Origin of the sequence: Martelella mediterranea (assembly GCF_021021415.1) — a bacterium.
GTDB lineage: Bacteria > Pseudomonadota > Alphaproteobacteria > Rhizobiales > Rhizobiaceae > Martelella > Martelella mediterranea_C.
Genome location: NZ_JAINWJ010000017.1, coordinates 1 through 21,848 on the forward strand (window position 1 = coordinate 1; position 21,848 = coordinate 21,848).

The 21,848-nt window shown below is 63.3% G+C and carries 21 protein-coding genes; 15 read left to right on the forward strand and 6 right to left on the reverse strand.

The genetic code is table 11. From position 1 onward, the window contains the following. Positions 1-208: 208 nt before the first annotated feature. The 6 genes from ptsN to K7H91_RS12570 form a co-directional block, all read right to left on the reverse strand. Positions 209-673 carry a PTS IIA-like nitrogen regulatory protein PtsN gene (gene ptsN, locus K7H91_RS12545; protein ID WP_018065559.1) on the reverse strand — a complete coding sequence of 155 codons (465 nt, stop codon included), beginning with the start codon at positions 671-673 and terminating at the stop codon, positions 209-211. 56 nt (positions 674-729) lie between these two features. Further along, positions 730-1,299 (reverse strand): ribosome hibernation-promoting factor, HPF/YfiA family, encoded by a 570-nt coding sequence (gene hpf, locus K7H91_RS12550; RefSeq protein ID WP_230720620.1) that lies wholly within the window; start codon positions 1,297-1,299, stop codon positions 730-732. A gap of 325 nt (positions 1,300-1,624) precedes the next feature. Next, on the reverse strand, positions 1,625-3,151 hold the full coding sequence (gene rpoN / locus K7H91_RS12555; RefSeq protein WP_230720621.1) for an RNA polymerase factor sigma-54: 1,527 nt from the start codon (positions 3,149-3,151) through the stop codon (positions 1,625-1,627). A 119-nt stretch (positions 3,152-3,270) separates the two neighbouring features. After that, positions 3,271-4,095, reverse strand: a complete 825-nt coding sequence (lptB, locus tag K7H91_RS12560; protein ID WP_230720622.1) for an LPS export ABC transporter ATP-binding protein — start codon at positions 4,093-4,095, stop codon at positions 3,271-3,273. A gap of 7 nt (positions 4,096-4,102) precedes the next feature. After that, a complete protein-coding gene (locus K7H91_RS12565; RefSeq protein ID WP_230720623.1) occupies positions 4,103-4,666 on the reverse strand; it encodes an LptA/OstA family protein in 564 nt (187 codons plus the stop codon). Positions 4,667-4,674: 8 nt separating this feature from the next. Further along, on the reverse strand, positions 4,675-5,331 hold the full coding sequence (locus K7H91_RS12570; protein WP_230720624.1) for an LPS export ABC transporter periplasmic protein LptC: 657 nt from the start codon (positions 5,329-5,331) through the stop codon (positions 4,675-4,677). A 383-nt stretch (positions 5,332-5,714) separates the two neighbouring features. Between K7H91_RS12570 and K7H91_RS12575 the strand changes: the two genes are divergently transcribed. The 15 genes from K7H91_RS12575 to K7H91_RS12645 all read left to right on the forward strand — a co-directional run bounded on the left by K7H91_RS12575 (position 5,715) and on the right by K7H91_RS12645 (position 21,843). Next, positions 5,715-6,011 (forward strand): integration host factor subunit beta, encoded by a 297-nt coding sequence (locus tag K7H91_RS12575; protein WP_230720625.1) that lies wholly within the window; start codon positions 5,715-5,717, stop codon positions 6,009-6,011. A 28-nt stretch (positions 6,012-6,039) separates the two neighbouring features. Beyond that, the gene (locus K7H91_RS12580) at positions 6,040-6,387 is read left to right on the forward strand and encodes a LapA family protein (protein ID WP_230720626.1); all 348 of its coding nucleotides are present in this window, start codon (positions 6,040-6,042) and stop codon (positions 6,385-6,387) included. An 85-nt stretch (positions 6,388-6,472) separates the two neighbouring features. After that, entirely contained in the window at positions 6,473-7,570 is a 1,098-nt protein-coding gene (locus K7H91_RS12585) for a class I SAM-dependent methyltransferase (RefSeq protein ID WP_230720627.1), read from the forward strand. Continuing rightward, a complete protein-coding gene (locus tag K7H91_RS12590; RefSeq protein ID WP_230720628.1) occupies positions 7,567-8,424 on the forward strand; it encodes a TrmH family RNA methyltransferase in 858 nt (285 codons plus the stop codon). The genes K7H91_RS12585 and K7H91_RS12590 overlap by 4 nt, the downstream gene beginning before the upstream one ends. Further along, on the forward strand, positions 8,421-8,909 hold the full coding sequence (gene lspA, locus K7H91_RS12595) for a signal peptidase II (protein WP_230720629.1): 489 nt from the start codon (positions 8,421-8,423) through the stop codon (positions 8,907-8,909). Before K7H91_RS12590 ends, lspA begins: the two co-directional genes overlap by 4 nt. 289 nt (positions 8,910-9,198) lie before the next feature. Then, positions 9,199-10,062 (forward strand): GNAT family N-acyltransferase, encoded by an 864-nt coding sequence (locus tag K7H91_RS12600; RefSeq protein WP_026173598.1) that lies wholly within the window; start codon positions 9,199-9,201, stop codon positions 10,060-10,062. Positions 10,063-10,335: 273 nt separating this feature from the next. Then, a complete protein-coding gene (gene mutS, locus K7H91_RS12605) occupies positions 10,336-13,104 on the forward strand; it encodes a DNA mismatch repair protein MutS (RefSeq protein WP_269066201.1) in 2,769 nt (922 codons plus the stop codon). A gap of 54 nt (positions 13,105-13,158) precedes the next feature. Further along, entirely contained in the window at positions 13,159-16,083 is a 2,925-nt protein-coding gene (locus tag K7H91_RS12610; RefSeq protein WP_230720631.1) for a [protein-PII] uridylyltransferase, read from the forward strand. After that, complete coding sequence (gene murJ / locus K7H91_RS12615; RefSeq protein WP_230720632.1) at positions 16,080-17,645, forward strand: murein biosynthesis integral membrane protein MurJ; 1,566 nt, start codon at positions 16,080-16,082, stop codon at positions 17,643-17,645. The genes K7H91_RS12610 and murJ overlap by 4 nt, the downstream gene beginning before the upstream one ends. A gap of 99 nt (positions 17,646-17,744) precedes the next feature. Next, the gene (trpS, locus tag K7H91_RS12620) at positions 17,745-18,806 is read left to right on the forward strand and encodes a tryptophan--tRNA ligase (protein WP_230720633.1); all 1,062 of its coding nucleotides are present in this window, start codon (positions 17,745-17,747) and stop codon (positions 18,804-18,806) included. Between the two features lie 216 nt (positions 18,807-19,022). After that, positions 19,023-19,514, forward strand: a complete 492-nt coding sequence (locus K7H91_RS12625; RefSeq protein WP_230720634.1) for a universal stress protein — start codon at positions 19,023-19,025, stop codon at positions 19,512-19,514. Between the two features lie 111 nt (positions 19,515-19,625). Continuing rightward, positions 19,626-20,192, forward strand: a complete 567-nt coding sequence (locus K7H91_RS12630; RefSeq protein ID WP_018065542.1) for a NifU family protein — start codon at positions 19,626-19,628, stop codon at positions 20,190-20,192. Positions 20,193-20,200: 8 nt separating this feature from the next. Further along, entirely contained in the window at positions 20,201-20,854 is a 654-nt protein-coding gene (gene tsaB, locus K7H91_RS12635; RefSeq protein ID WP_230720635.1) for a tRNA (adenosine(37)-N6)-threonylcarbamoyltransferase complex dimerization subunit type 1 TsaB, read from the forward strand. A gap of 11 nt (positions 20,855-20,865) precedes the next feature. Continuing rightward, entirely contained in the window at positions 20,866-21,354 is a 489-nt protein-coding gene (locus K7H91_RS12640) for a GNAT family N-acetyltransferase (protein ID WP_230720636.1), read from the forward strand. 60 nt (positions 21,355-21,414) lie between these two features. Continuing rightward, positions 21,415-21,843 carry a Fur family transcriptional regulator gene (locus K7H91_RS12645; protein WP_026173597.1) on the forward strand — a complete coding sequence of 143 codons (429 nt, stop codon included), beginning with the start codon at positions 21,415-21,417 and terminating at the stop codon, positions 21,841-21,843. The last annotated feature ends 5 nt before the right edge of the window (positions 21,844-21,848 follow it).

The window sequence follows — 21,848 nt, forward strand, 5'->3', positions numbered from 1 at the left end:
GTTTTCAACAAACAATCCTCGGGCTTGACCCGAGGATCCAAGCACCTCGCCACGCGACTGGCGTCTGCGGATGTCGCCATGTTGTTGCGATAACCGGCGAAAATCCGCTCACTCCTCTCGCGACAGACGTGGTTAGATGCTCGGGTCAAGCCCGAGCATGACGTAATTTATGGGGAGGGGCTGCAGAAAAAAACGAGGGCAAACACCCTCACGCCGCCGAGGAATCCGGGTCCGAATTCAAGAACGCGTAGATCGCGCTGTCGCTGTCGGAAGCGCGCAGCTTGCGGGTGAGCTCCTGGTCGCGCAAGAGGCGGGCGACGCGTGAGAGCGCTTTCAGATGATCCGCGCCGGCGCCTTCCGGGGCCAGCAGCAGAAAGGCGAGGTCGACGGGCTGGTCGTCGAGCGCGTCGAAATTGACGGGATGCTGAAGCCTGGCGAACACGCCGGCAATGTGGTCGAGCTTCGGCAGCTTGCCGTGCGGAATGGCGATGCCGTTGCCGACGCCGGTCGAGCCCAGACGCTCGCGCTGCAGAACCACGTCGAAGATTTCACGCTCCGGTATACCGGTCACGGCTTCCGCGCGGGCGGCGAGTTCCTGCAGCAATTGCTTCTTGGAATTGGCCTTGAGGGCGGGGATGATCGCTTCCTGTTTCAGCAGGTCGTCGAGTGCCATGTCCTGGTATCCTGGCGTGAAAAGCGGACGCCTTGCGGCGCCCGCCGGTTTGAGGGTCAGCCCTGAATGCCGGCTGTGTCGATCCAGCCGATATTGCCATCCGGGCGGCGATACACGATGTTCAGCGTCTTGTTGTCCGGGTTGCGGAACAACATCAGCGGCTTGTCGGTCATGTCGAGCGCCATGACGGCGGTGGCGACAGCCATGGTGCGCACCTCGGCCTTGGCCTCGGCGACGATCGCCGGCGCGTAGTCTTCCGGAATTTCGTCGTCGTTTTCGGGCGGCGTGTCCATCACCGAATAGGCGAACTCGGCGGAAACGGCATGGCCGTTGTGGTGATCCTTGAGCTTGCGCTTGTAGCGGCGCAGGCGCTTGGCGATCCGCTCGAAGGCTGCCTCGAAGGCGGCCTGGGGATCATGCGCCTTGCCGGCCGCGTGCAGCACGGCGCCGCTGTCGAGATGGACCTTGCAATCGGCCTCGAAGCCGCCGCCGGCCTTTTCCACGGTTACCTGGCCCGAATAGCCGCCGTCGAAATATTTGGTGACCGCTTCCTCGATCTGATCCTCGATTTTTTGGCGGAAAGCCTCGCCGACTTCCATTTGCTTGCCCGAGACGCGAACACTCATGGTTATGCCCTTCTTCTTGTGTTTCCACGAGCCACTTTAGGCCAAGCTTCGATCTCCTCCAAGAGGGTCGGATCACTGGCCCTGTTGGCAGTGTGATGACAAACGGCCATCAATATCTATTTGGGCTTTTTTCAGCCGTTTGCCAGCGGGAAATCTGCAATTCGTTCCGCGTTCTTCATGCCGTCCGTCCGTTGGGCTCGCCATCTCGGCGTCGTCGTCCGGTCACGAAACCATTCAAGTATCGGTTCGCGCCCTTTGCGGCGGATGCTCTATCGTTCATGGACCGCGAAGTCAATGCGGGCATTATTTGTCCGTTCTAATCGGTTCAGCCGGCTGCAACCCGCGCAAGGGCCCGCTTCTCCCGCCGACGCTGGACGGAGGAGGGGATGTTCATCGCCTCGCGGTATTTGGCAACCGTCCGCCGGGCGAGCGTGATTCCGTCCTCCTTCAGCACCGCGGCGATATCGTCGTCGGAAAGCACCGCCGCCGGCGTCTCGTCGTCGATCAGCCGCTTGATCCTGTGGCGCACGGCTTCGGCGGAGTGGCTGGCCGCGTCGTCATCGGCCCCGGCGATCGAAACGGTGAAGAAATAGCGCAGTTCGAACAGCCCGCGCGGCGTGAGGATATATTTGTTGGAGGTGACGCGGCTGACAGTCGATTCATGCATCTTGATCGCCTCGGCCACCGTTCTGAGATTGAGCGGCCGCAGTTGATCGACGCCATGCCGCAAAAAACCGTCCTGCAGGCGCACGATTTCGCCGGCGACCTTCATGATGGTGCGGGCCCGCTGGTCGAGGCTGCGGGTCAGCCAGTTGGCGTTCTGCAGGCAGGTGTTGAGAAAGGTCTGGTCCGCTTCCGACATGCCCCGCGACGCCTTGATCTCGGCCAGATACGGGCGGTTGACGAGCACCCGCGGCAGCGTGTCGCTGTTGAGCTCGATCTGCCAGTCGCCGCCGGGCCGCGCGGTGACGATCACATCGGGCAGCACCGATTCTGTGGCGTCGCTGGAAAAGGCGCTGGCGGGCTTGGGGTTCAGCCGGCGCAGCTCCGCCATCATGTCCAGCAAATCGTCGTCATCGACGCCGCAGATACGCCGCAGCTTCTGGAAATCCCGCCGCGCCACCAGGTCGAGGTTGTCGACGAGCGCTTCCATGGCCGGATCCAGCCTGTCGGCTTGCCGGAGCTGTTCGCGCATGCAGCCGGACAGCGACTGGGCGAAGACGCCCGGCGGATCGAGCGATTTGAGCCTTTCGAGCACATGCGTCACATCGTCGGTGCCGATGCCGATATTGCCGGCGATTTCGGACGGCTCTCCCCGAAAATAGCCGGCGTCGTCGAGATAGTCGATCATGTGGCGCGCGATCGCCTGGGCGCGCGCATCGCGAAAGGTCAGGGCGATCTGGTCGGTCAGGTGGTCGCGCAGGCAGGGCCGGCTGGCGACGAACTCGTCGAGGTCGACATGTTCGTCGCCAGCCCCGCCGGGCATCGATTTCCACTGGCTCATCAGCTCTGGCGCGTCGGGTCGCGACGTTGGCGCATCCTCGGTGAAAGCGCTGTCGTAATTGCTGTCGAGGCTTTCCTTCAGCCGGTCGGAGGCCTGGCTGTCCTCTCGGAACCAGTCGCTCGACGGCTCCGGATTTTCGTGGGCCGGAAGCTCTGCGGCTTCGGGTCTCTCGTCCACGTGGCCTTCGTCGCCCCCTATTTCCAGGAGCGGGTTCTTCTCCACTTCCTGCGCGATAAACGCAGTCAACTCCGCATGGGGCATCTGCAGAAGCTGGATCGACTGCATCAATTGCGGGGTCATGACCAGCGACTGGCTTTGTTTCAGAAACAGTTTGGCGCCAAGTGCCATGTAAACGCAAAACCCCCAAAAATGCGCAGCCGGAAGAGGCCGGCCATTTCAGTCCGTGAGATTGGCATAAAAATTGCTTGATGATCAAGGCCGAATCGCTGGCGAGACGAGCGCTATCTTCAGAGGCTGAAATTGTCGCCGAGATAAAGTCTGCGGACATCGCTGTTGGCGACGATTTCCGAGGCCCTGCCGTGGGTCAGCACCTCGCCGGCGTGAATGATATAGGCCCGGTCGATCATGCCCAGCGTTTCGCGCACATTGTGGTCGGTGATCAGCACGCCGATGCCGCGTTGCGTCAGGTGACGGATAAGCCCCTGGATATCGGAGACCGAAATCGGGTCGACGCCGGCAAAGGGTTCGTCAAGCAGCATGAAGGCCGGGTCGGTGGCCAGCGCGCGGGCGATCTCGAGCCGTCGCCGTTCGCCGCCGGAAAGCGCGACCGCCGGCGATTTCCTCAGCCGCGCGATGCCGAACTCTTCCATGAGCCGTTCCAGCTTGTCCTCGCGTTCGCGCTTGTTCAGCGGCGTGAGCTCCAGAACGGCGCGGATGTTGTTTTCCACCGTCAGGCCGCGGAAGATCGAGGCTTCCTGCGGCAGGTAGCCGACGCCGAGCCTGGCGCGGCGATACATCGGCAGGCCGGTAACGTTGCGCCCGTGCAAGGCGATGCGGCCCTCATCCACGGGAACGAGGCCGGTGATCATATAGAAGCAGGTGGTCTTGCCCGCCCCGTTCGGGCCGAGCAGACCGACGGCCTCGCCCTGGCGCACGACCAGCGACACGCCATTCACCACGCGGCGATTGCGGTAGGACTTGGTCAGGCCTTCGGCAATCAGCGTGCCTTCGTAATTCACGGGCGGGCGGCCATTGTTGGTCTTCGGCTGCGTGGTCTCTGCCGTCGGGGCAGCCGCCCGCGGCGCTGCGGATTTTGCCTTGTTCACATGCACCCCCGGATCAGTTGCCGGGCCGCGATTGCGGATTGAGGCGGATCTGGACGCGCTTGCCGCAGGCGTCAAGCTTGGCCTGGCTGGTCGCCATATTGACCGTCAGCTTGCAGCCGACAAAGACATTGCCGTTTTCCTTGAGCACCACTTCCTTGCCTTCCAGGACGAATTGCTGGCTCGGCATGTCGAAATGGCCGCTGTCGCCGGTCGCCGACTGGGTGTCGGTGTCGAGGCGAACGCCGCCGGTGAGATCGATCCGGTCGATATCGCCCTGGCCCGAGGCAATGCCGGTGGAGCCGCCTTCATAGCGTACCGTCATCTTGGCGGCGCGCACCGTGTTGACGCCCTGCACGGCAACGACATTGCCGGAAAAGGTGATCAGCTTGGTCGCGTCATCGACCTCGAACTCATCGGCATCGATATCGATGGGCTGGTCGCCGGCGAGCTGGAAGCCGGTGGTTTCGGTGGCTTGTGCGAACGCCGTATCGGCCGGGAGCACCGCTGCGCAGAGCGCGGCGAACGCCACGGCTGCCGGGATCATGCCGGTTCTGAATCTAGAAATACCCAACGCCATCGATAACCTCACTGATTGCCCTGACCGAGGGCAGACGGGGAAAGTGTAACATGAACACCGCCCCCGAACCGAATTTTCTGTCCGTTATCGGTGATATTTACGTTTCGGGCAACCACCGAGGCCTGCGGCGCGGTCACGGTCACCGGGTCGTCGCTTTTAAGCGTCCCGCCCTGGATATCGATTGCGGCGGAGTTGAACTCCGCATGCATGCCGTTCGAAAGCTTGATGGTGAACGGCTCGTCGATATTGAGATATTCGGTCGCCCGGTCGTAGAGCGTGCGCGCGGCATCCACGACCGCCGTCACCGAATCCTCGACCGGAACCTGCGCGGTGACATTTTCAAGCAGCACGGTGCTGTCATCCGGATTGGCGGCGGGCAGAAGCGCCCGGTCGGCCTTCAGCGAATACGGTATGCCGTCGCGATTGCGGCCGGTTATGCCGGGATTGGTCATCACGATCATGCCGTCTTCAATCGTGGCCGAGCCAAGCGAGAGGTTGTCGGGCACCAGCGATTGCACGAAGGCCATGGCGATCAGCGCGATTGCGATCGCGAAGGCGGCGATCGGCAGCAAGATCTTTAACCGCCGCACGGTGCGCGTATGCTTTGCCGCCCGGCGGAAAGCCTGGTCGATCGATGCCCGGTCTGTTGCCTCGGAAACTGTCATGCCGTGTCGTTTCGGTGTCCATTGCGTGCGTGCACTCGAAGCCCCACGGTTATTATGTTTCGCGGTCGAGAACAAGTTGACCATCTAGGCATTGGCGGGGTCGCAATCAAGCAGCAAGTCCGTGCCTGTGGTATCGCGGCGACATCCTCGCCAGCAAGATGCGCCGACGTGCCAAATCGCGTCATCTTGTGTCTTCGGCCACTTGAACTCGTTGACGCGTATAACGTAAACAGGTCGAGTTTGAGGCTTTCTCAGCCACAACGGATTTATAAAGGCGACGGGGCGGGGCGAAATCGTCCCGGGGCGGATCGGACTTGTTGACGGGCCATGGTCTGTGGGGCAGACTAATTGGCAATGAAAATCATGGATTTGAGGGGTCGAATGTGATCAAGTCGGAACTGGTTCAGATTGTTGCGGCACGCAACCCGCATCTTTATCACCGCGATGTCGAGAACATCGTGAACGCCATTCTCGATGAAATCGCCGATGCGCTGGCGGCCGGCAACCGGGTCGAGCTGCGCGGCTTCGGCGCTTTTTCGGTCAAGAACCGGCCCTCGCGCTCGGGCCGGAACCCGCGCACCGGCGACGCCGTTTTCGTTGAAGAGAAGTGGGTGCCGTTCTTCAAGACCGGCAAGGAGTTGCGCGAACGCCTCAATCCGGACCAGAAAAACGGCAACTGACGGCGGAAAGAATAACAGGGCGCGCATCATGACCAAAAAGCTGATCAACATTCTCATTCTGGTGCCGGTCGGGGTCGTGCTCATCGTGCTCTGCGTGGCCAACCGCCAGTCGGTGACCATGGCGCTCAATCCGTTCAACGCGGAAGATCAGGTGCTTTCCGTCTCCGCACCATTCTTCGCCTATATCTTCATCGCTTTCATTCTGGGCCTCGTTTTCGGTTCGCTCGCAACCTGGTTTTCCCAGAGCAAGCACCGCAAGACCGCGAAGGCCAAGAAGCGCGAGGCCGCACAGTGGCGCGCCGAGGCCGACCGCCAAAAGACCCAGCCCGCCGAATTGCCGCAGACGCGTCCGCTCGACCGGTTGCCCTCGGCCTGAGGCGGCGCAGCCGACAAGGCTTGCCATTTTCCCGGCAGGGCTGATAAACCGCGTGCTTTCGACCAATCCGGGATGACGGCTTTTCATGACGCCTCCGAAACAGGACAAGACACGCCGCAAGCCCGGCAAGGGTGATCGCCGCAACGCGCCTTCGTCCAAGCCCGCACGCAGTCAGGCCCCGCGCCGCCGCGATGAGGCCCGCGAACCGGCTGAGCGCAAGAGCCGCCAGCCGGAACCGCAATGGGTTGCGATGAAGCCCGGCGAGCGGCCGGCGGAGCGGATTCCCCACATTCTCGAATCGGTGTCCGCCGACGGCTTTCACCTGATCGACAGCGGCCACGGGCTGAAGCTTGAGCAATATGGCGACTATCGCATCGTGCGCCCCGAAGCGCAGGCGCTGTGGCCACCGCTGCTGGAGCAAAAAGTCTGGGCGAATGCCGACGCGGTGTTTACCGGCGATACCGATGAAGAGGGCATGGGCCGGTGGATGTTTCCGAAGGCGGCGCTGGGCGAGACCTGGCCGCTTCGGATCATGGATATCGATTTTCTCGGCCGCTTCACCGCCTTTCGCCATGTCGGCGTGTTCCCCGAACAGCTCGCCCACTGGCAGTGGATGCGCGACGTGCTGGAGGCAAGGCGCGGCGGCGACAGGCCGAAGGTACTGAACCTCTTCGGCTATACCGGCGTTGCCTCGCTGGTTGCGGCTGCGGCGGGCGCCGAGGTGACCCATGTGGACGCCTCGAAGAAGGCGATCGGCTGGGCGCGCGAGAACCAGGCCCTGTCCGGCCTTAACGACAGGCCGATCCGCTGGATCTGCGACGACGCGATGAAGTTCATCGAGCGCGAGGAGCGGCGCGGCAACCACTACGACATCATCCTCACCGACCCGCCGAAATTCGGGCGGGGGCCCAATGGCGAGGTCTGGCAGTTGTTCGAACATCTGCCACGCATGCTCGATCTCTGCCGCGCGATCCTGAAGCCCGATGCACTCGGCCTGGTGCTGACCGCCTATTCGATCCGCGCCAGCTTCTACTCCGTCCATGAACTGATGATGGAAACCATGCGCGGCTTTGGCGGCGTGGTCGAATCGGGCGAACTCGTCATCCGCGAGGGCGGGCTTTCCGGGACCGAGCCGGGCAGGGCGCTCTCCACATCCCTTTATGCGCGGTGGTTGCCACAATGAGCTTCGAGAAGGAACGCGCCCCGCGCGTCGGCACGGTCAAGGAGGTCACCAGCCTCTCCAATCCGATCATCAAGGATATCAGGGCGCTCAGCCAGAAGAAGCACCGCGAGGAAAGCGGCACGTTTCTGGCCGAGGGCCTGAAGCTGATCATCGACGCGCTTGAGCTCGGCTGGACGATCCGCACGTTGATCTACGCCAAGGCCGCCAAGGGCAAGCCGCCGGTGGAAAAGGCCGCCGCCAAGACGGTTGCCTCCGGCGGTCTGGTGCTCGAGGTCTCCGAGAAGGTGCTCGGTGCGATCACGCGGCGCGACAATCCGCAGATGGTCGCCGGCGTTTTTGAGAGCCATTACCGCCCGCTTGCCGAGATCGCGCCGCAGAAGAACGAGACCTATATCGCGCTCGACCGGGTGCGTGATCCGGGCAATCTCGGCACGATCATCCGCACGGCGGATGCGGCCGGCGCGTCGGGCATCATTCTGGTCGGCGAGACCACCGATCCGTTTTCGCTGGAAACGGTGCGGGCGACGATGGGCTCTGTGTTCGCGCTGCCGGTCTCGCGCGCCGAGCCAAAGGCGTTTCTGGACTGGGCGAGGAAAAGCGGCGCGGAAGTCGTCGCGACCCATCTTGCCGGCTCCGTCGATTACCGCAGCATCGATTACACCAGAAAACCGATCGTGCTCCTAATGGGCAATGAGCAGCAGGGCCTGCCGCCCGAACTTGCCGAGGGGGCGGGCCGGCTCGCGCGCATACCGCAGCAGGGCAGGGCCGATTCGCTCAATCTGGCGGTCGCCACCGCGGTGATGCTGTATGAGGCTCGCCGCCACCTTCTGTCTCTTGAGGAGCCCGGCCGATGACCTCGCCGCTTTCCCGTCCGGGCCCCGCGGTCCTGTTCATCGTGATCGCCGTTCTGCTCGACGCTGCGATCAAGTTCGCGGTCGAGGTCTATCTGCCGCTGCACCGGACCTATGACGTGCTGCCCTTCCTCGGTCTGTTCAAGACCTACAATCCGGGGATCGCGTTCTCGCTGCTGTCCGACACCAATGGCTGGGCGCTGGTGGCGATGCGGCTGGCGATCGTGGCCGTGGTGATCTATCTCTGGCGCCGCACCGCGCCGGGGCAGGTGTTCGCGCTGATCGGCTTCGCGCTGGTGGTTTCGGGCGCGCTCGGAAACATTCTCGATCATTTCATCTATGGGCACGTCGTCGACTATATCCGCTTCCATGTCGGCGACTGGACGTTTCCGATCTTCAATCTCGCCGACAGCTACATCACCGTCGGCGCCGTCATGATCTTCATCCAGGAGTTCCTGCTGAACGGATCGGGCAAGGACAAGGCCTGAGGGTCGGCGGCGGGTATATTAGCAGAAAACCTTGCCATTCAATGAGTTGAAAGGCCCTCTGGCTTGACCCCGTTATTGGCGTTTCGTCAAAAGCGGCTGGACCTCGCCACCGCCATGTATTACAGTTTCTTCCAGTCGGGCGGTTGCCCGGATAGCACGGAAACGGCGCGGGGAGGCGTTGAGCCAGACCTTCTCCCGCCCTCAGAATACGGGATGCGGCTGTCACGAACCTGTCGCAGTAAAGTGCTTTATGACACCCAAGACAAATGATCCGGAACGTGCGATGACGATGGAAGTCCTTGATCTTCTGCAACCATCGGTCCCAGCAGACGCTTCGATCGCGGTGGCCGGTAACAACGTGCTCGGCCGCATCGGCAGTCTGGAGACCCGGATTGCGGAAACCGCGGCGGAGATCGATGCCGCGCAATCCATCCGTTACCGCGTTTTCGTGGAGGAGATGCAGGCCCGCCTGCCGGAAGCGGCGATGCGCGCCAAGCGCGATTTCGACCGCTGGGACGATATCTGCGACCATCTTCTGGTCGTCGACCACAAGATCGAGGGCGAGCCCGAAGACCAGATCGTCGGCACCTACCGCCTGCTGCGCCACGAAGTGGCGATGGAGCATGGCGGGTTCTATTCCGATTCCGAGTTCCAGACCGCCGATCTCGTCGCCCGCCACCCCGAGGTCCGCTTCATGGAGCTTGGCCGGTCCTGCGTGCTGCCGGATTACCGCAGCAAGCGCACCGTGGAGCTGCTCTGGCAAGGCAATTGGGCCTATGCGCTGAAGCACGATATCGGCGTGATGTTCGGTTGCGCCTCCTTCCATGGCACCGATCCCGCGGACCACGCCATGGCGCTTTCCTTCCTGCATCACAATGCCCGCGCCACCGGCGACTGGGCGGTTGCCGCCCGGCCCGAACTGGCGGTCGACATGAACCTGATGCCGGCCGAGGAAGCCTCTGGTCGGCGCGCTCTCACCGGCCTGCCGCCGCTGATCAAGGGCTATCTGCGCCTCGGCGCAATGGTCGGCGAAGGCGCGGTCATCGATCACGCCTTCAACACCACCGACGTGCTGATCGTGCTCCCCATCAGCTCGATCTCGGACCGCTATCTGAACTATTACGGCGCCGACGCCGGACGGTTCGCAAGCTGATCAGGCTTCGGGCGTAAACCGCATAGCCCCCAAACCTTCTCGCCCCGGAGGGGAGAGATGTCGCGAAAGCGACAGTGAGGGGGGAGTCTATCCCAGCAAACGCCCTCACGACTGGAAATGCCGCACCACCCTCACTGCCCCTTTCGGGGCATCTCTCCCGCCAGCGGGAGAGAGTATTGGGTGCAAGCGGCAAGCTTTGACGATTCCCCCACCACCACGTTTTGCCCAGCTTTCTTGCCGCCGACACTTTCGAGCCGTAGAAATTCGTGACAGATGAGAGGGGCAATCCCTTCATATCGAGCGTGCGCCGTGGCAGACGATAATCGTATCCCGACCGAAGAACTGATCTCCGAGGAAAGCCGGGCATCGGCAACGCCGATGATGGAGCAGTATATCGAGATCAAGGCCGCAAACCCCGATCTCCTGCTGTTCTACCGGATGGGCGATTTCTACGAGCTGTTCTTCGACGACGCCGTCGAGGCGGCCCGCGCCCTGTCGATCACGCTCACCAAGCGCGGCCAGCATCTCGGCCGCGATATTCCGATGTGCGGCGTGCCGGTTCATTCAGCCGACGACTATCTGCAGAAGCTCATCGGCCTCGGCTTCCGGGTCGCCGTCTGCGAACAGACCGAGGACCCGGCCGAGGCCAAGAAGCGCGGCTCGAAATCCGTGGTCCGGCGCGACGTTACCCGACTGGTGACGGCGGGCACAATCACCGAGGACAAGCTGCTCGCGCCCGGCGAAAGCAATTACCTGATGGCGCTGTCGCGGGTGAAGGGCGGCGAGGGAGAAAGCAATTACGGCCTCGCCTGGATCGATATCTCCACCGGCGTCTTCCGCGTCTGCTCGTCGTCTGAAAGCAGGCTCGCGGCCGATATCATGCGCGTCGAGCCGCGCGAACTGGTCGTCGCCGATACCGTGTTCGCCGATGAGAAACTGCGGCCGGTCTTCGATCTTCTGGGCCGCGCGGTCTCGCCGCAGCCGGCCGTGCTGTTTGACGGCGCAACCGCGCAGGACCGGCTCGGCCGGTTCTTCGGCGTGGCCACGCTCGATGGCTTCGGGCGGTTTTCGCGGCCGGAGCTTTCCGCCGCCGCCGCGGCCGTCGCCTATGTCGAAAAGACCCAGATCAACGAACGCCCGCCGATCGGCATTCCCGAGCAGGATGGCGCGTCCGGGGCGATGTTCATCGACCCCGCCACCCGTTCCAACCTCGAACTGGTGCGCACCATGGCCGGCGGGCGCGACGGTTCGCTCCTGAAGGCGATCGACCGCACGGTAACAAGCGGCGGCGCGCGCCTTCTCTGCGAACGGCTGATGTCGCCGCTGACGGACGTCGACACCATCCATGCGCGGCTCGACTCGGTGGGCTTCTTCATCTCCGATGTCGCGCGCTCGGATGCCGTGCGCGACCACCTGAAGCAGCTTCCCGACATGCCGCGCGCGCTGTCGCGGCTGGCGCTTGATCGCGGCGGCCCGCGTGATCTCGGCGCGATCCAGCGCGGCCTCACGGTTGCCCGCGCGATCGCCGATGTGCTGTCGGGCGCTGAGCTGCCGGGCGAACTTTCCGCCGCGCTGGCATCGCTTCAGGCCCTGCCGCACGACCTGGAGCAGCAGCTTGCCGCAACCCTTGCCGAAGAGCTGCCGCTCCTCAAGCGCGACGGTGGGTTCGTGCGCGAAGGCGCGGACAATGCGCTCGACGAGGCGCGGGGGCTGCGCGACAAATCCCGCCGGATCATCGCCGGGCTGCAGGCGCAATATGCCGAGGAGACCGGGGTCAAGGCGCTGAAGATCAAGCACAACAACGTGCTCGGCTATTTCATCGAAGTTACCGCCGGCAATGCCCGTGCGCTGACCGAGGGCGATGCGGCCAAGGCGAAGTTCATCCATCGCCAGACCATGGCGAACGCGATGCGGTTCACCACCGCCGAGCTTGCCGATCTCGAAAGCCGGATCGCCAATGCGGCGGGCGAGGCGCTGGCGATCGAGCTCACGGCCTTCGAAACGCTCCGCCGTAACGTCGTGGCGGCCGCCGAAAGCCTGAAGAAGGGCGCACACGCGCTCGCGATCATCGATGTCTCGGCCGGTCTTGCCGTGCTGGCCGAGGCGGAGGCCTATTGCCGGCCGCAGGTCGATGGCACCACGGCCTTCGAAATCGAGGGCGGCCGTCATCCCGTCGTCGAGCAGGCGCTGCGCAAGCAATCGGCGGGTCCGTTTGTCGCGAATGATTGCACGCTGTCGCCGGTCACGGGCGAAAACGGTTGCCTCTGGCTGCTGACTGGTCCCAATATGGGTGGTAAATCGACCTTCCTGCGCCAGAATGCGCTGATCGCGATCCTCGCCCAGATCGGCGCTTATGTACCTGCGGCAAAAGCCCATATCGGCATCGTCGACCGGCTGTTTTCGCGGGTCGGCGCGTCCGACGATCTGGCGCGCGGGCGCTCGACCTTCATGGTCGAGATGGTCGAGACGGCGGCGATCCTCAATCAGGCGGGCCCGCGCTCGCTGGTCATTCTCGACGAGATCGGGCGCGGCACGGCGACCTTTGACGGGCTCTCGATCGCCTGGGCGGCGGTCGAGCATCTGCATGACGTCAATTGCTGCCGCGGCCTGTTCGCCACCCATTTCCACGAACTGACCGCCCTTTCGGAAAAGCTTTCGCGGCTTGTGAACGCGACGATGCGGGTCAAGGAATGGAAGGGCGATGTCGTCTTCCTGCACGAGGTGGGCCCGGGGGCGGCCGATCGCTCCTACGGTATTCAGGTCGCCCGTCTCGCCGGCCTGCCGGCTGCCGTGGTCAAGCGCGCGAAGAACGTGCTCACGCGGCTGGAGGATGCCGACCGCAAGAATCCGGCCGCGAGCCTGATCGATGATCTGCCGTTGTTCCAGTCGGCCATGCGCGCGCCCGAGCCCGCGCCAAAAGCCTCCGAGGTCGAGGCCATGCTCGCTGACATTCGGCCCGACGACATGACCCCGCGCGAGGCGCTGGAAACGCTCTACGCGCTGAAGCGGAAAATGCATGATGCCGTTTCCATTGATGAGTGATTTGCTTTAAGACACCACCGGCGGCGCGAGAACCGCCGATGAAAAGGCAGGTCTATGCAGACAAAAAGGGCAGAGCAGCGGACACCGGAACAGCGCGAACGTACGGCGCAGAACACCGTGAAGGGCGCGCCGCCACAAGCCGATTCCTATGCCATGACGGAGGTGTTCGAGCCTTCGGCGCTGCGCAATGAGTTGCGTGCGATCGCGCGCAAGAATGACGGCAATCCGGATGCGACGCGTCAGGCGATCCTGGCGCGGCTGAAGGAGGTCAACGCCGCCGGTCGCGCCCGCGCCTATGAACTGCTGAAGGCTGATGGCGGCGGGCTGGAATGCGCGCGGCGCATCTCCTGGCTCGAGGACCAGATGCTGATCGCGCTGCATGATCTGGTCACCCGCACGATCTTTCCCGATACCCGCAAGGAATTCGCGATCACCGCCGTCGGCGGCTACGGGCGCGACACGCTGGCGCCGGGTTCCGATATCGACCTTCTGTTCCTGATCGAGGAAACCGACCGGACCGATACGCTGAAGGCGATCGAATATATCCTCTACATGCTCTGGGACATGGGCCAGAAGGTCGGTCATGCGACCCGCAGCGTGACGGAGTGCATCAAGCTCTCCAAGGCTGACATGACCATCCGCACTTCGATCCTTGAAATGCGCTATATCGCCGGCCGCAAGGCGCTTGCCAACGCGCTGGAGCGGCGCTTCGACAAGGAGGTGGTGGACGATACCGGTCCGGATTTCATCGCCGCCAAGCTTGCCGAACGCGACCAGCGCCACCAGAAATCCTTCGACACGCGCTATCTCGTGGTCCCCAACGTCAAGGAGGGCAAGGGCGGGCTTCGCGACCTCAATACCCTATTCTGGATTGCCAAATATTATTACCGGGTGCGCGACACCGCCCAACTCGTGGAACTCGGCGTTCTGTCGCGCCAGGAACTGAAGCTGTTTCTGCGCGCCGAGGACTTCCTGTGGACGGTGCGCTGCCACCTCCATTTCCTCACCGGCAAGGCCGAGGAGCGGCTGACCTTCGACGTGCAGGCCGAAATCGCCGCCGCCCTCGATTATCAGGACCGGCCCGGCCTTTCGGCCGTCGAGCGGTTCATGAAGCATTATTTTCTGGTCGCCAAGGATGTCGGGGATCTCACCCGCATTTTCTGCTCCGACCTGGAGGAGCAGCAGGCCAAGGCCTCGCCAACGTTCGGTCAGGTGGTCTGGTCGAAGCTTTACAGACGTCAGCGCAAGATACCGGGCTCGCTCGAATTCGTGTCCGATAGCGGCCGGATCGCGCTCGCCGAGCCGGACGTGTTCAAGAAGGACCCGGTCGCCATCATCCGCTTCTTCTATGTCGCGGTGATCAACGACCTGGAATTCCATCCGGATGCGCTGAAGGTGGTGACGCGTTCGCTGTCGCTGATCAATGCCGAGATCAGGGAGAACGAGGAGGCCAACCGGCTGTTCCTGTCGATCCTGACCTCGCGCAACGACCCGGCGCTTTATCTCAGGCGCATGAACGAGGCCGGCGTGCTCGGTCGGTTCATCCCTGAATTCGGCCGTATCGTCGCGATGATGCAGTTCAACATGTATCATCACTTCACCGTCGACGAGCATCTGATCCGCGCGGTCGCCGTGCTGTCGGAGATCGACAATGCCGGTGGCGAGTCGGAACTCCATCCGCTGGCCGCGAGGCTGATCCAGTCGGTCGAGGACCGGACCGTGCTCTATGTCGCGGTGCTGCTGCACGATATCGCCAAGGGCCGTAAGGAAGATCACTCTATTGCCGGCGCACGGGTCGCGCGCAAGCTCTGCCCGCGCTTCGGGATGACGGCGAAGCAGACCGAACAGGTCGCCTGGCTGATCGAACATCACCTGCTGATGTCGATGACCTCGCAGACCCGCGATCTCAACGACCGCAAGACCGTGGTCGATTTCGTCGACAAGGTCCAGTCGCTCGAACGGCTCAACCTCCTGCTGATCCTGACAGTCTGCGATATCCGCGCCGTTGGGCCCGATGTCTGGAACGGCTGGAAGGGGCAGTTGTTGCGCACGCTCTATTACGAGACCGAAATCCTGCTGTCGGGCGGTTTTTCCGCCGTTTCCCGAAAGGCGCGGGCCGAGCGCGCCGTCGAGCTTCTGGAAGATTCGCTCAACGGGTGGGAGGATGCCGAGCGGCGCAAATACGCCAATCTGCAATACCAGAACTATCTTCTGTCGGTGCCGCTGGAAGACCAGGTTCGCCATGCGCGGTTTATCCGCGAGGCTGACAAGTCGCGGCAATTGTTCTCCACCATGGTGCGCACCAATGCGTTCCACGATATCACCGAGCTCACGCTTCTGGCGCCGGACCATCCGCGGCTTCTGTCGATCATCGCAGGCGCCTGCGCCGCGACCGGAGCGAACATTGCCGATGCGCAGATATTCACCACCACGGATGGCCGCGCGCTCGACACCATCCTTTTGAACCGCGCCTTCGACGATGACGCCGATGAGCTGCGGCGCGCCAACACGATCGGCAAGCTGATCGAGGACGTGCTTACGGGACGCAAACACCTCAACGAACTGATCGCCGCGCGCCAGCGCGAGCGCCGATCGGTGCGGCCGTTTTCGGTGCCGACCCATGTCTCGGTGTCGAACAAGCTCTCCAATATCTTCACGGTTATCGAGATCGAATGCCTCGACCGCACCGGTCTGCTTGCCGACGTGACCCAGACGCTGTCCGAGCTTTCGCTCGATATCCAGACCGCGCGGATCACCACCTTTGGCGAGAAGGTGATCGACAGCTTTTACGTGACCGACCTTGTCGGCGCCAAGATCACCAGCGAAAGCCGGCAGTCGGCGATCGTCGAAAGGATGAAGGCTGTGCTCGAGGAAAAGGGCGACGACTATCGCAGGGGCATGCCGCCCGGCATGCTGCTGCCGGCCGAAAACGGCACGCGTCCGCGCCGGGTCGAGGCAAAGGACGGGCGCGAAAAATGAGCCTCGCCGGCAAGTTCGCCACCGTCGGCGGCGCCACCTTCGCAAGTCGGCTGTTCGGATTCGCGCGCGAAACCATGATGGCGGCGGCGCTCGGCAACGGTCCGATGGCCGACGTGTTCTACGCCGCCTTCCGCTTCCCGAACCTGTTTCGCCGGCTGTTTGCCGAAGGCGCGTTCAACGCCGCCTTCGTGCCGCTGTTTTCCAAGGAGATCGAGGAAAGCGGGGTCGACGGCGCCAAGCGCTTTGCCGAGCAGGTTCTGGGCGTACTGTTCACCGCGCTGTTCCTGATCACCGTGGTCATGGAACTGGCGATGCCGCTTCTGGTGCGCTTCATCATCGCGCCGGGTTTTGCCGATGATGCCGACAAGTTCGAGATGACGGTCAGGCTGTCATCGGTGATGTTTCCCTATCTGATCTGCATGTCGCTGATGGCGATGATGAGCGGCATGCTGAACTCGCTGCATCGCTATTTCGCCGCCGCGATCGCGCCGGTGTTCCTCAACATCGTGCTGATCGCGGTGCTGGCCTATGGCGTCTGGGTCAAGGCCGATCCGCAGATGATGGCGGAATATCTGTCCTGGGGCGTGCTGGTCGCGGGCGTTATCCAGCTTGCGGTCGTCTGGTTCGATGTCCGCCGCGCCGGCATGCGTTTCACCTTGCGGATGCCGAAGATCACGCCGAAAATCAGGCGGCTGGTGGCGCTGGCCGTGCCAGCTGCGATCACCGGCGGTGTCATCCAGATCAACCAGTTGATCGGCCAGGCCGTGGCCTCCGGCAAGGATGGCGCGATCTCGGCGCTGCAATATGCCGACCGGCTTTATCAGCTTCCGCTTGGCGTCGTCGGCGTGGCGGGCGGCGTGGTGCTTTTGCCGGAACTGTCGCGGGCGCTGAAGGCCGGCAATTTTTCGGAAGCCGGCCATATCCAGAACCGCACCATCGAATTCGTGCTGTTTCTCACCGTTCCGGCGGCGTTCGGCCTGATAATGATCTCCACCGAGATCACGCGGGTGCTCTATGAGCGCGGGGCGTTTACGCCCGAGACCACGACGCTGGTGGCCGCGATCATGACGGTCTACGCCTTCGGCCTGCCGGCCTTTGCGCTCACCAAGGCGCTGCAGCCGGCCTTCTATGCCCGCGAGAACACCAAACTGCCGATGCGCTTCACCATGATCGCGGTCGGCATAAATTCCGTGCTTGCCATCTCGCTGTTTCCGATCCTTGCCGAACGCGGCATTGCCCTTGCCGAGGTGGTTTCGGGCTGGACCAATGTGGTTCTGCTGGCGACCACGCTCGTGATCTCCGGCCATCTGAAGTTCGACAGCCTGCTGATGCGCCGCATACCGCTGATCGTCCTGAGCGGCGCGGCGATGGCGGCAGCGGTGAAATTTGCGGCGGTGAAGCTTTCGGCCTGGTTTGCGCCGGGGGCGCATTTCATGCAGCAGCTCGGCGGCGTGCTGATCCTGATCGCGATCGCCATGGCGGTCTATTTCGGCCTGGTGCTCGCCACCGGCGGGGTCAACCGGGCGCTGATCATGAAACTCGTCCGTCGCCGCCGAGGATAGGACCTCTTCTCCGTTTGACGCGCCGCGCGCCGCGGTGCATAAGCGCTGCCAGCAAAACCCGATGAACCGGGCCTTCCACCCGTCCGAAAGAGAACTGACATGAGTGATTTCAAGCCGCAAATCTTCTCCGGCGTCCAGCCGACCGGCAATCTGCATCTCGGCAATTATCTGGGCGCGCTCAGAAAATTCGTGGCGCTCCAGGACAAGATGGACTGCATCTATTGCGTGGTCGACATGCATTCGATTACCGCCCAGCTCGTCCATGACGACCTGAAGGGGCAGACGCGCGCGATCACCGCCGCCTATCTCGCCGCCGGCATCGATCCGAAAAAGCACATCGTGTTCAATCAGTCGGCCGTGCCGCAGCACGCCGAGCTTGCCTGGATCTTCAACTGCGTCGCCCGCATCGGCTGGATGAACCGGATGACCCAGTTCAAGGACAAGGCCGGCAAGGACCGCGAGAACGCCTCGCTCGGCCTGCTCGCCTATCCGAGCCTGATGGCGGCCGATATTCTGGTCTATCGCGCCACCCATGTGCCGGTCGGCGACGACCAGAAGCAGCATCTGGAACTGACGCGCGATATCGCGATGAAATTCAATCTCGATTTCGAGAAGAAAATCCGCGCGGCCGGGACGGGCATCGACATCACGGTCGGCGACCAGCCGGTGCATGCCTTCTTCCCGATGGTGGAGCCGCTGATCGAAGGGCCTGCGCCCCGGGTGATGAGCCTGAAGGACGGCACCAAGAAGATGTCGAAATCGGACCCGTCCGATCTGTCGCGCATCAACCTGACCGACGATGCCGAGACCGTGGCGCGCAAGATCCGCAAGGCCAAGACCGATCCGGATGCGCTGCCGAGCGAGGTCGAAGGGCTGAAGGGCCGGCCGGAGGCCGACAATCTCGTCGGCATTTTCGCGGCCCTTGCCGATCGCACCAAGGCCGATGTTCTTTCCGAATTCGGCGGCCAGCAGTTCTCGCAGTTCAAGCCGGCGCTGGCCGATCTTGCGGTTTCCGTGCTCGCGCCGGTCACCGCTGAGATGCGGCGTCTCAACGCCGATCCGGGCCATATCGATGCCGTCCTGAAGGATGGCGGCGAGCGGGCAGGGGCCATCGCGCAGAAGACCATGAAGGACGTTCACGAGATCGTCGGCCTGCTCTGATAGCGCCTCGGCGCTTGATTTTCTGCGATCTATGATATGATGTTCGCTTGGCCACCGGCATCGGCCGGCTCGGCCTGCCGCGTTTGCAGTCGGGCGGAAACGCCTGACCTGCGGCGAAACGCGATGGGATGGAGCGTTTTCCTCGCGGACGCGTTCCAGCCGCAGTCTTGTCTTCAACAGCCGCGCGGGCTTTCTTGAGATTGGTGGGGTGACACAATGGTTTCCAAACGTCTTTCCGGCGAGGCCGGACATCGCCGAAAATTCATGGCCATCGTGGACGATACGCCCGAATGCATCCGCGCCGTGCGCTATGCCGGCCGCCGCGCCAAGAATTCCAATGGCGGGCTGGTGCTGTGCTACATCATTCCGCAGCACGATGCGCAGGAGTGGATCGGGGTTCAGGAAATCATCCGCGCCGAGGCGCGCGAGGAGGCCGAAACGATTGCCAACCGCGCCGCCGAGAATGTGCGCGAGGCGATCGGCATCGATCCGGAAATCGTGATCCGCGAGGGCGACCGGGCCGAGGAGATCAATGCCGCGGTCGAGGAAGATCGCGATATCGCGATCCTGGTTCTGGCCGCCGGCCCCGCCAAGGAAGGGCCGGGGCCGCTGGTCTCGATGCTTGCCGGACGCGGCAATGCGTTTACGATACCGGTCACCGTTCTGCCCGACGGGCTGGACGACGCCGATATCGATGCGCTCTGCTGACCCTTGCGTTTGCCCGCCCGAAGGCCGATATAGAAACAAAACGGGCATTGCCGGTCAAATTCGTTGACCGCTGGACGCGCTCCAGCCGCCCGAACTGATTTGGAGATGGATATGTTCATCCAGACGGAAACGACGCCCAATCCCGCGACCCTGAAATTCCTGCCCGGACGCGTTGTCATGGAAGCCGGCAATGCCGATTTCCGCAGCGCCGATGACGCCATCGTCTCGCCGCTCGCGACCCGGCTTTTCGCCGTGCCGGGCGTGGAAGGCGTGATGTTCGGCTATGATTTCGTGGCCGTGACCAAGGGCGAGCCGGAGTGGCAACACCTGAAGCCCGCGATCCTCGGCGCGATCATGGAGCATTTCCTGTCCGGCGCGCCGGTGATGGCCGAGGGCGCTTCGCCCGCGATCGATCCCGACAGCGACGAGGAATTCTTCGATGAAGGCGACGAGACCATTGTCGCCACCATTAAGGAGCTGCTGGAAACCCGCGTCCGCCCGGCCGTTGCCCAGGATGGCGGCGACATCACCTTCCGCGGTTATCGCGAGGGCACGGTGTTTCTCAACATGAAGGGGGCCTGCTCGGGTTGCCCGTCATCGACGGCGACGCTGAAGCACGGCGTCCAGAACCTGCTGCATCATTTCGTTCCCGAAGTGCGGGAAGTCGAAGCCGTCTGAGGATTGCAATGCTGATCTTGGCGCTCGATACGGCCCAGGCGGATTGCTCGGCCGCGGTATACGATTGCGCCCCGGGCTCGATCGTCGGCCGCTGCGTCGAGACCATCGGCAAGGGCCATGCGGAGCGGATGATGGCCGTGATCGACGCGGCGCTCACTGAGGCCGGCAGGAAGCCCGCGGATATCGACCGCATCGCCGTCAATATCGGTCCTGGTTCGTTTACCGGCGTGCGCATCGGCGTGGCTGCCGCGCGGGCTCTGGCGCTGGCGGTGAAGGCCGAATGCGTCGGCGTGTCCTCGCTTGCGGCCATCGCTTTCCAGCACCGCGCCGCGCGGCCGGGGAGCGCCGTGCTGGCGACGCTCGATGCCCGTCGCGGCGAGGCCTTTGCCCAGGTGTTCGACGCCGACGGTACACCGCTGACACAGCCCGCCGCCCATGCTTATGATGAGTTGACCGACCTTGCCCAGAAATACGCGGCGGTCCCTGCCGGAACCGGCGCCATCGTCGCCGGTCTCGCGGAGCCGATGCCGGAAGATCGCGTGACGATCGAAACAATCGCCCTTCTCGGCGCAAGCATCGTCCCCGGCACTCCCGTCTCGCCGCTTTACTTGCGGGCCCCCGACGCCAAGCCGCAGCTCGGCTTCGCTGTCGCCCGCGCGTGAGGAGGCACCGCATGCTGCCTTCCTTCCTGAAACGCCACACTGACTTCGATCTCTTCCCGCTCGAGGAGGAGCATCTCACCCTTGCCGCCGATCTGCATCGCAAGCGGTTCTCTCCGTCCTGGAGCGCGGGCGAATTCCGCAAGCTTCTGGCGCAAAGCCCGGTCTATGGCCATATCGCGCGGCCGAACCGTCGGGCGGCGGAGGCGGCCGGGTTCGTGCTGGCGCGCAGCATCGGTGACGAATCGGAAATCCTGACGATCTGCGTCGATCGGCAGTTTTCCAGGAACGGCCTCGGCTGGCGCTTGATGGTGGCATCCATGCAGGAGGCGCGCGCGATGGGGGCTGAGGCCATGCTGCTCGAGGTCTCGGCGGAAAACGCCGTTGCGCTTTCGCTCTATCGCAAGCTCGGCTTTATCGAGGTCGGTCGGCGAAAGGCCTACTACACCCACGACGACGGAACGCGGACCACCGCGCTTGTCATGCGGCGCGAACTCGGCTAACCCGAGACCGTGAACGACGCTCGGTCGGCATTGCCGGCCTCAACCGCCGGTGCGCTCTCTATGAACGATCTGACCAAAACGCTTGAGGAAATCTGCGCCGAACGCGGCATGCGCATGACCGAGCAGCGCCGGGTCGTGGCGCGCGTTCTGCAGGAGGCGGAGGATCACCCGGATGTCGAGGAACTGCACCGCCGCGCTGCGCTGATTGATTCGCGGATCTCGATTTCGACCGTCTACCGCACGCTGAAGCTGTTCGACGATGCCGGCATCATCGCCCGCCATGATTTCCGCGACGGCCGCTCGCGCTATGAGACCCTGCCCGAGGAGCATCACGACCACCTGATCGACCTCAAGAGCGGAACGGTGATCGAGTTCCAGTCGCCCGAGATCGAGGCTTTGCAGGAGCGGATCGCCCGCGAATACGGCCTGAAGCTCGTCGATCACCGGCTCGAGCTTTACGGCGTCCCGATCAAGGGCAGGGGCGAGTAGGCGGG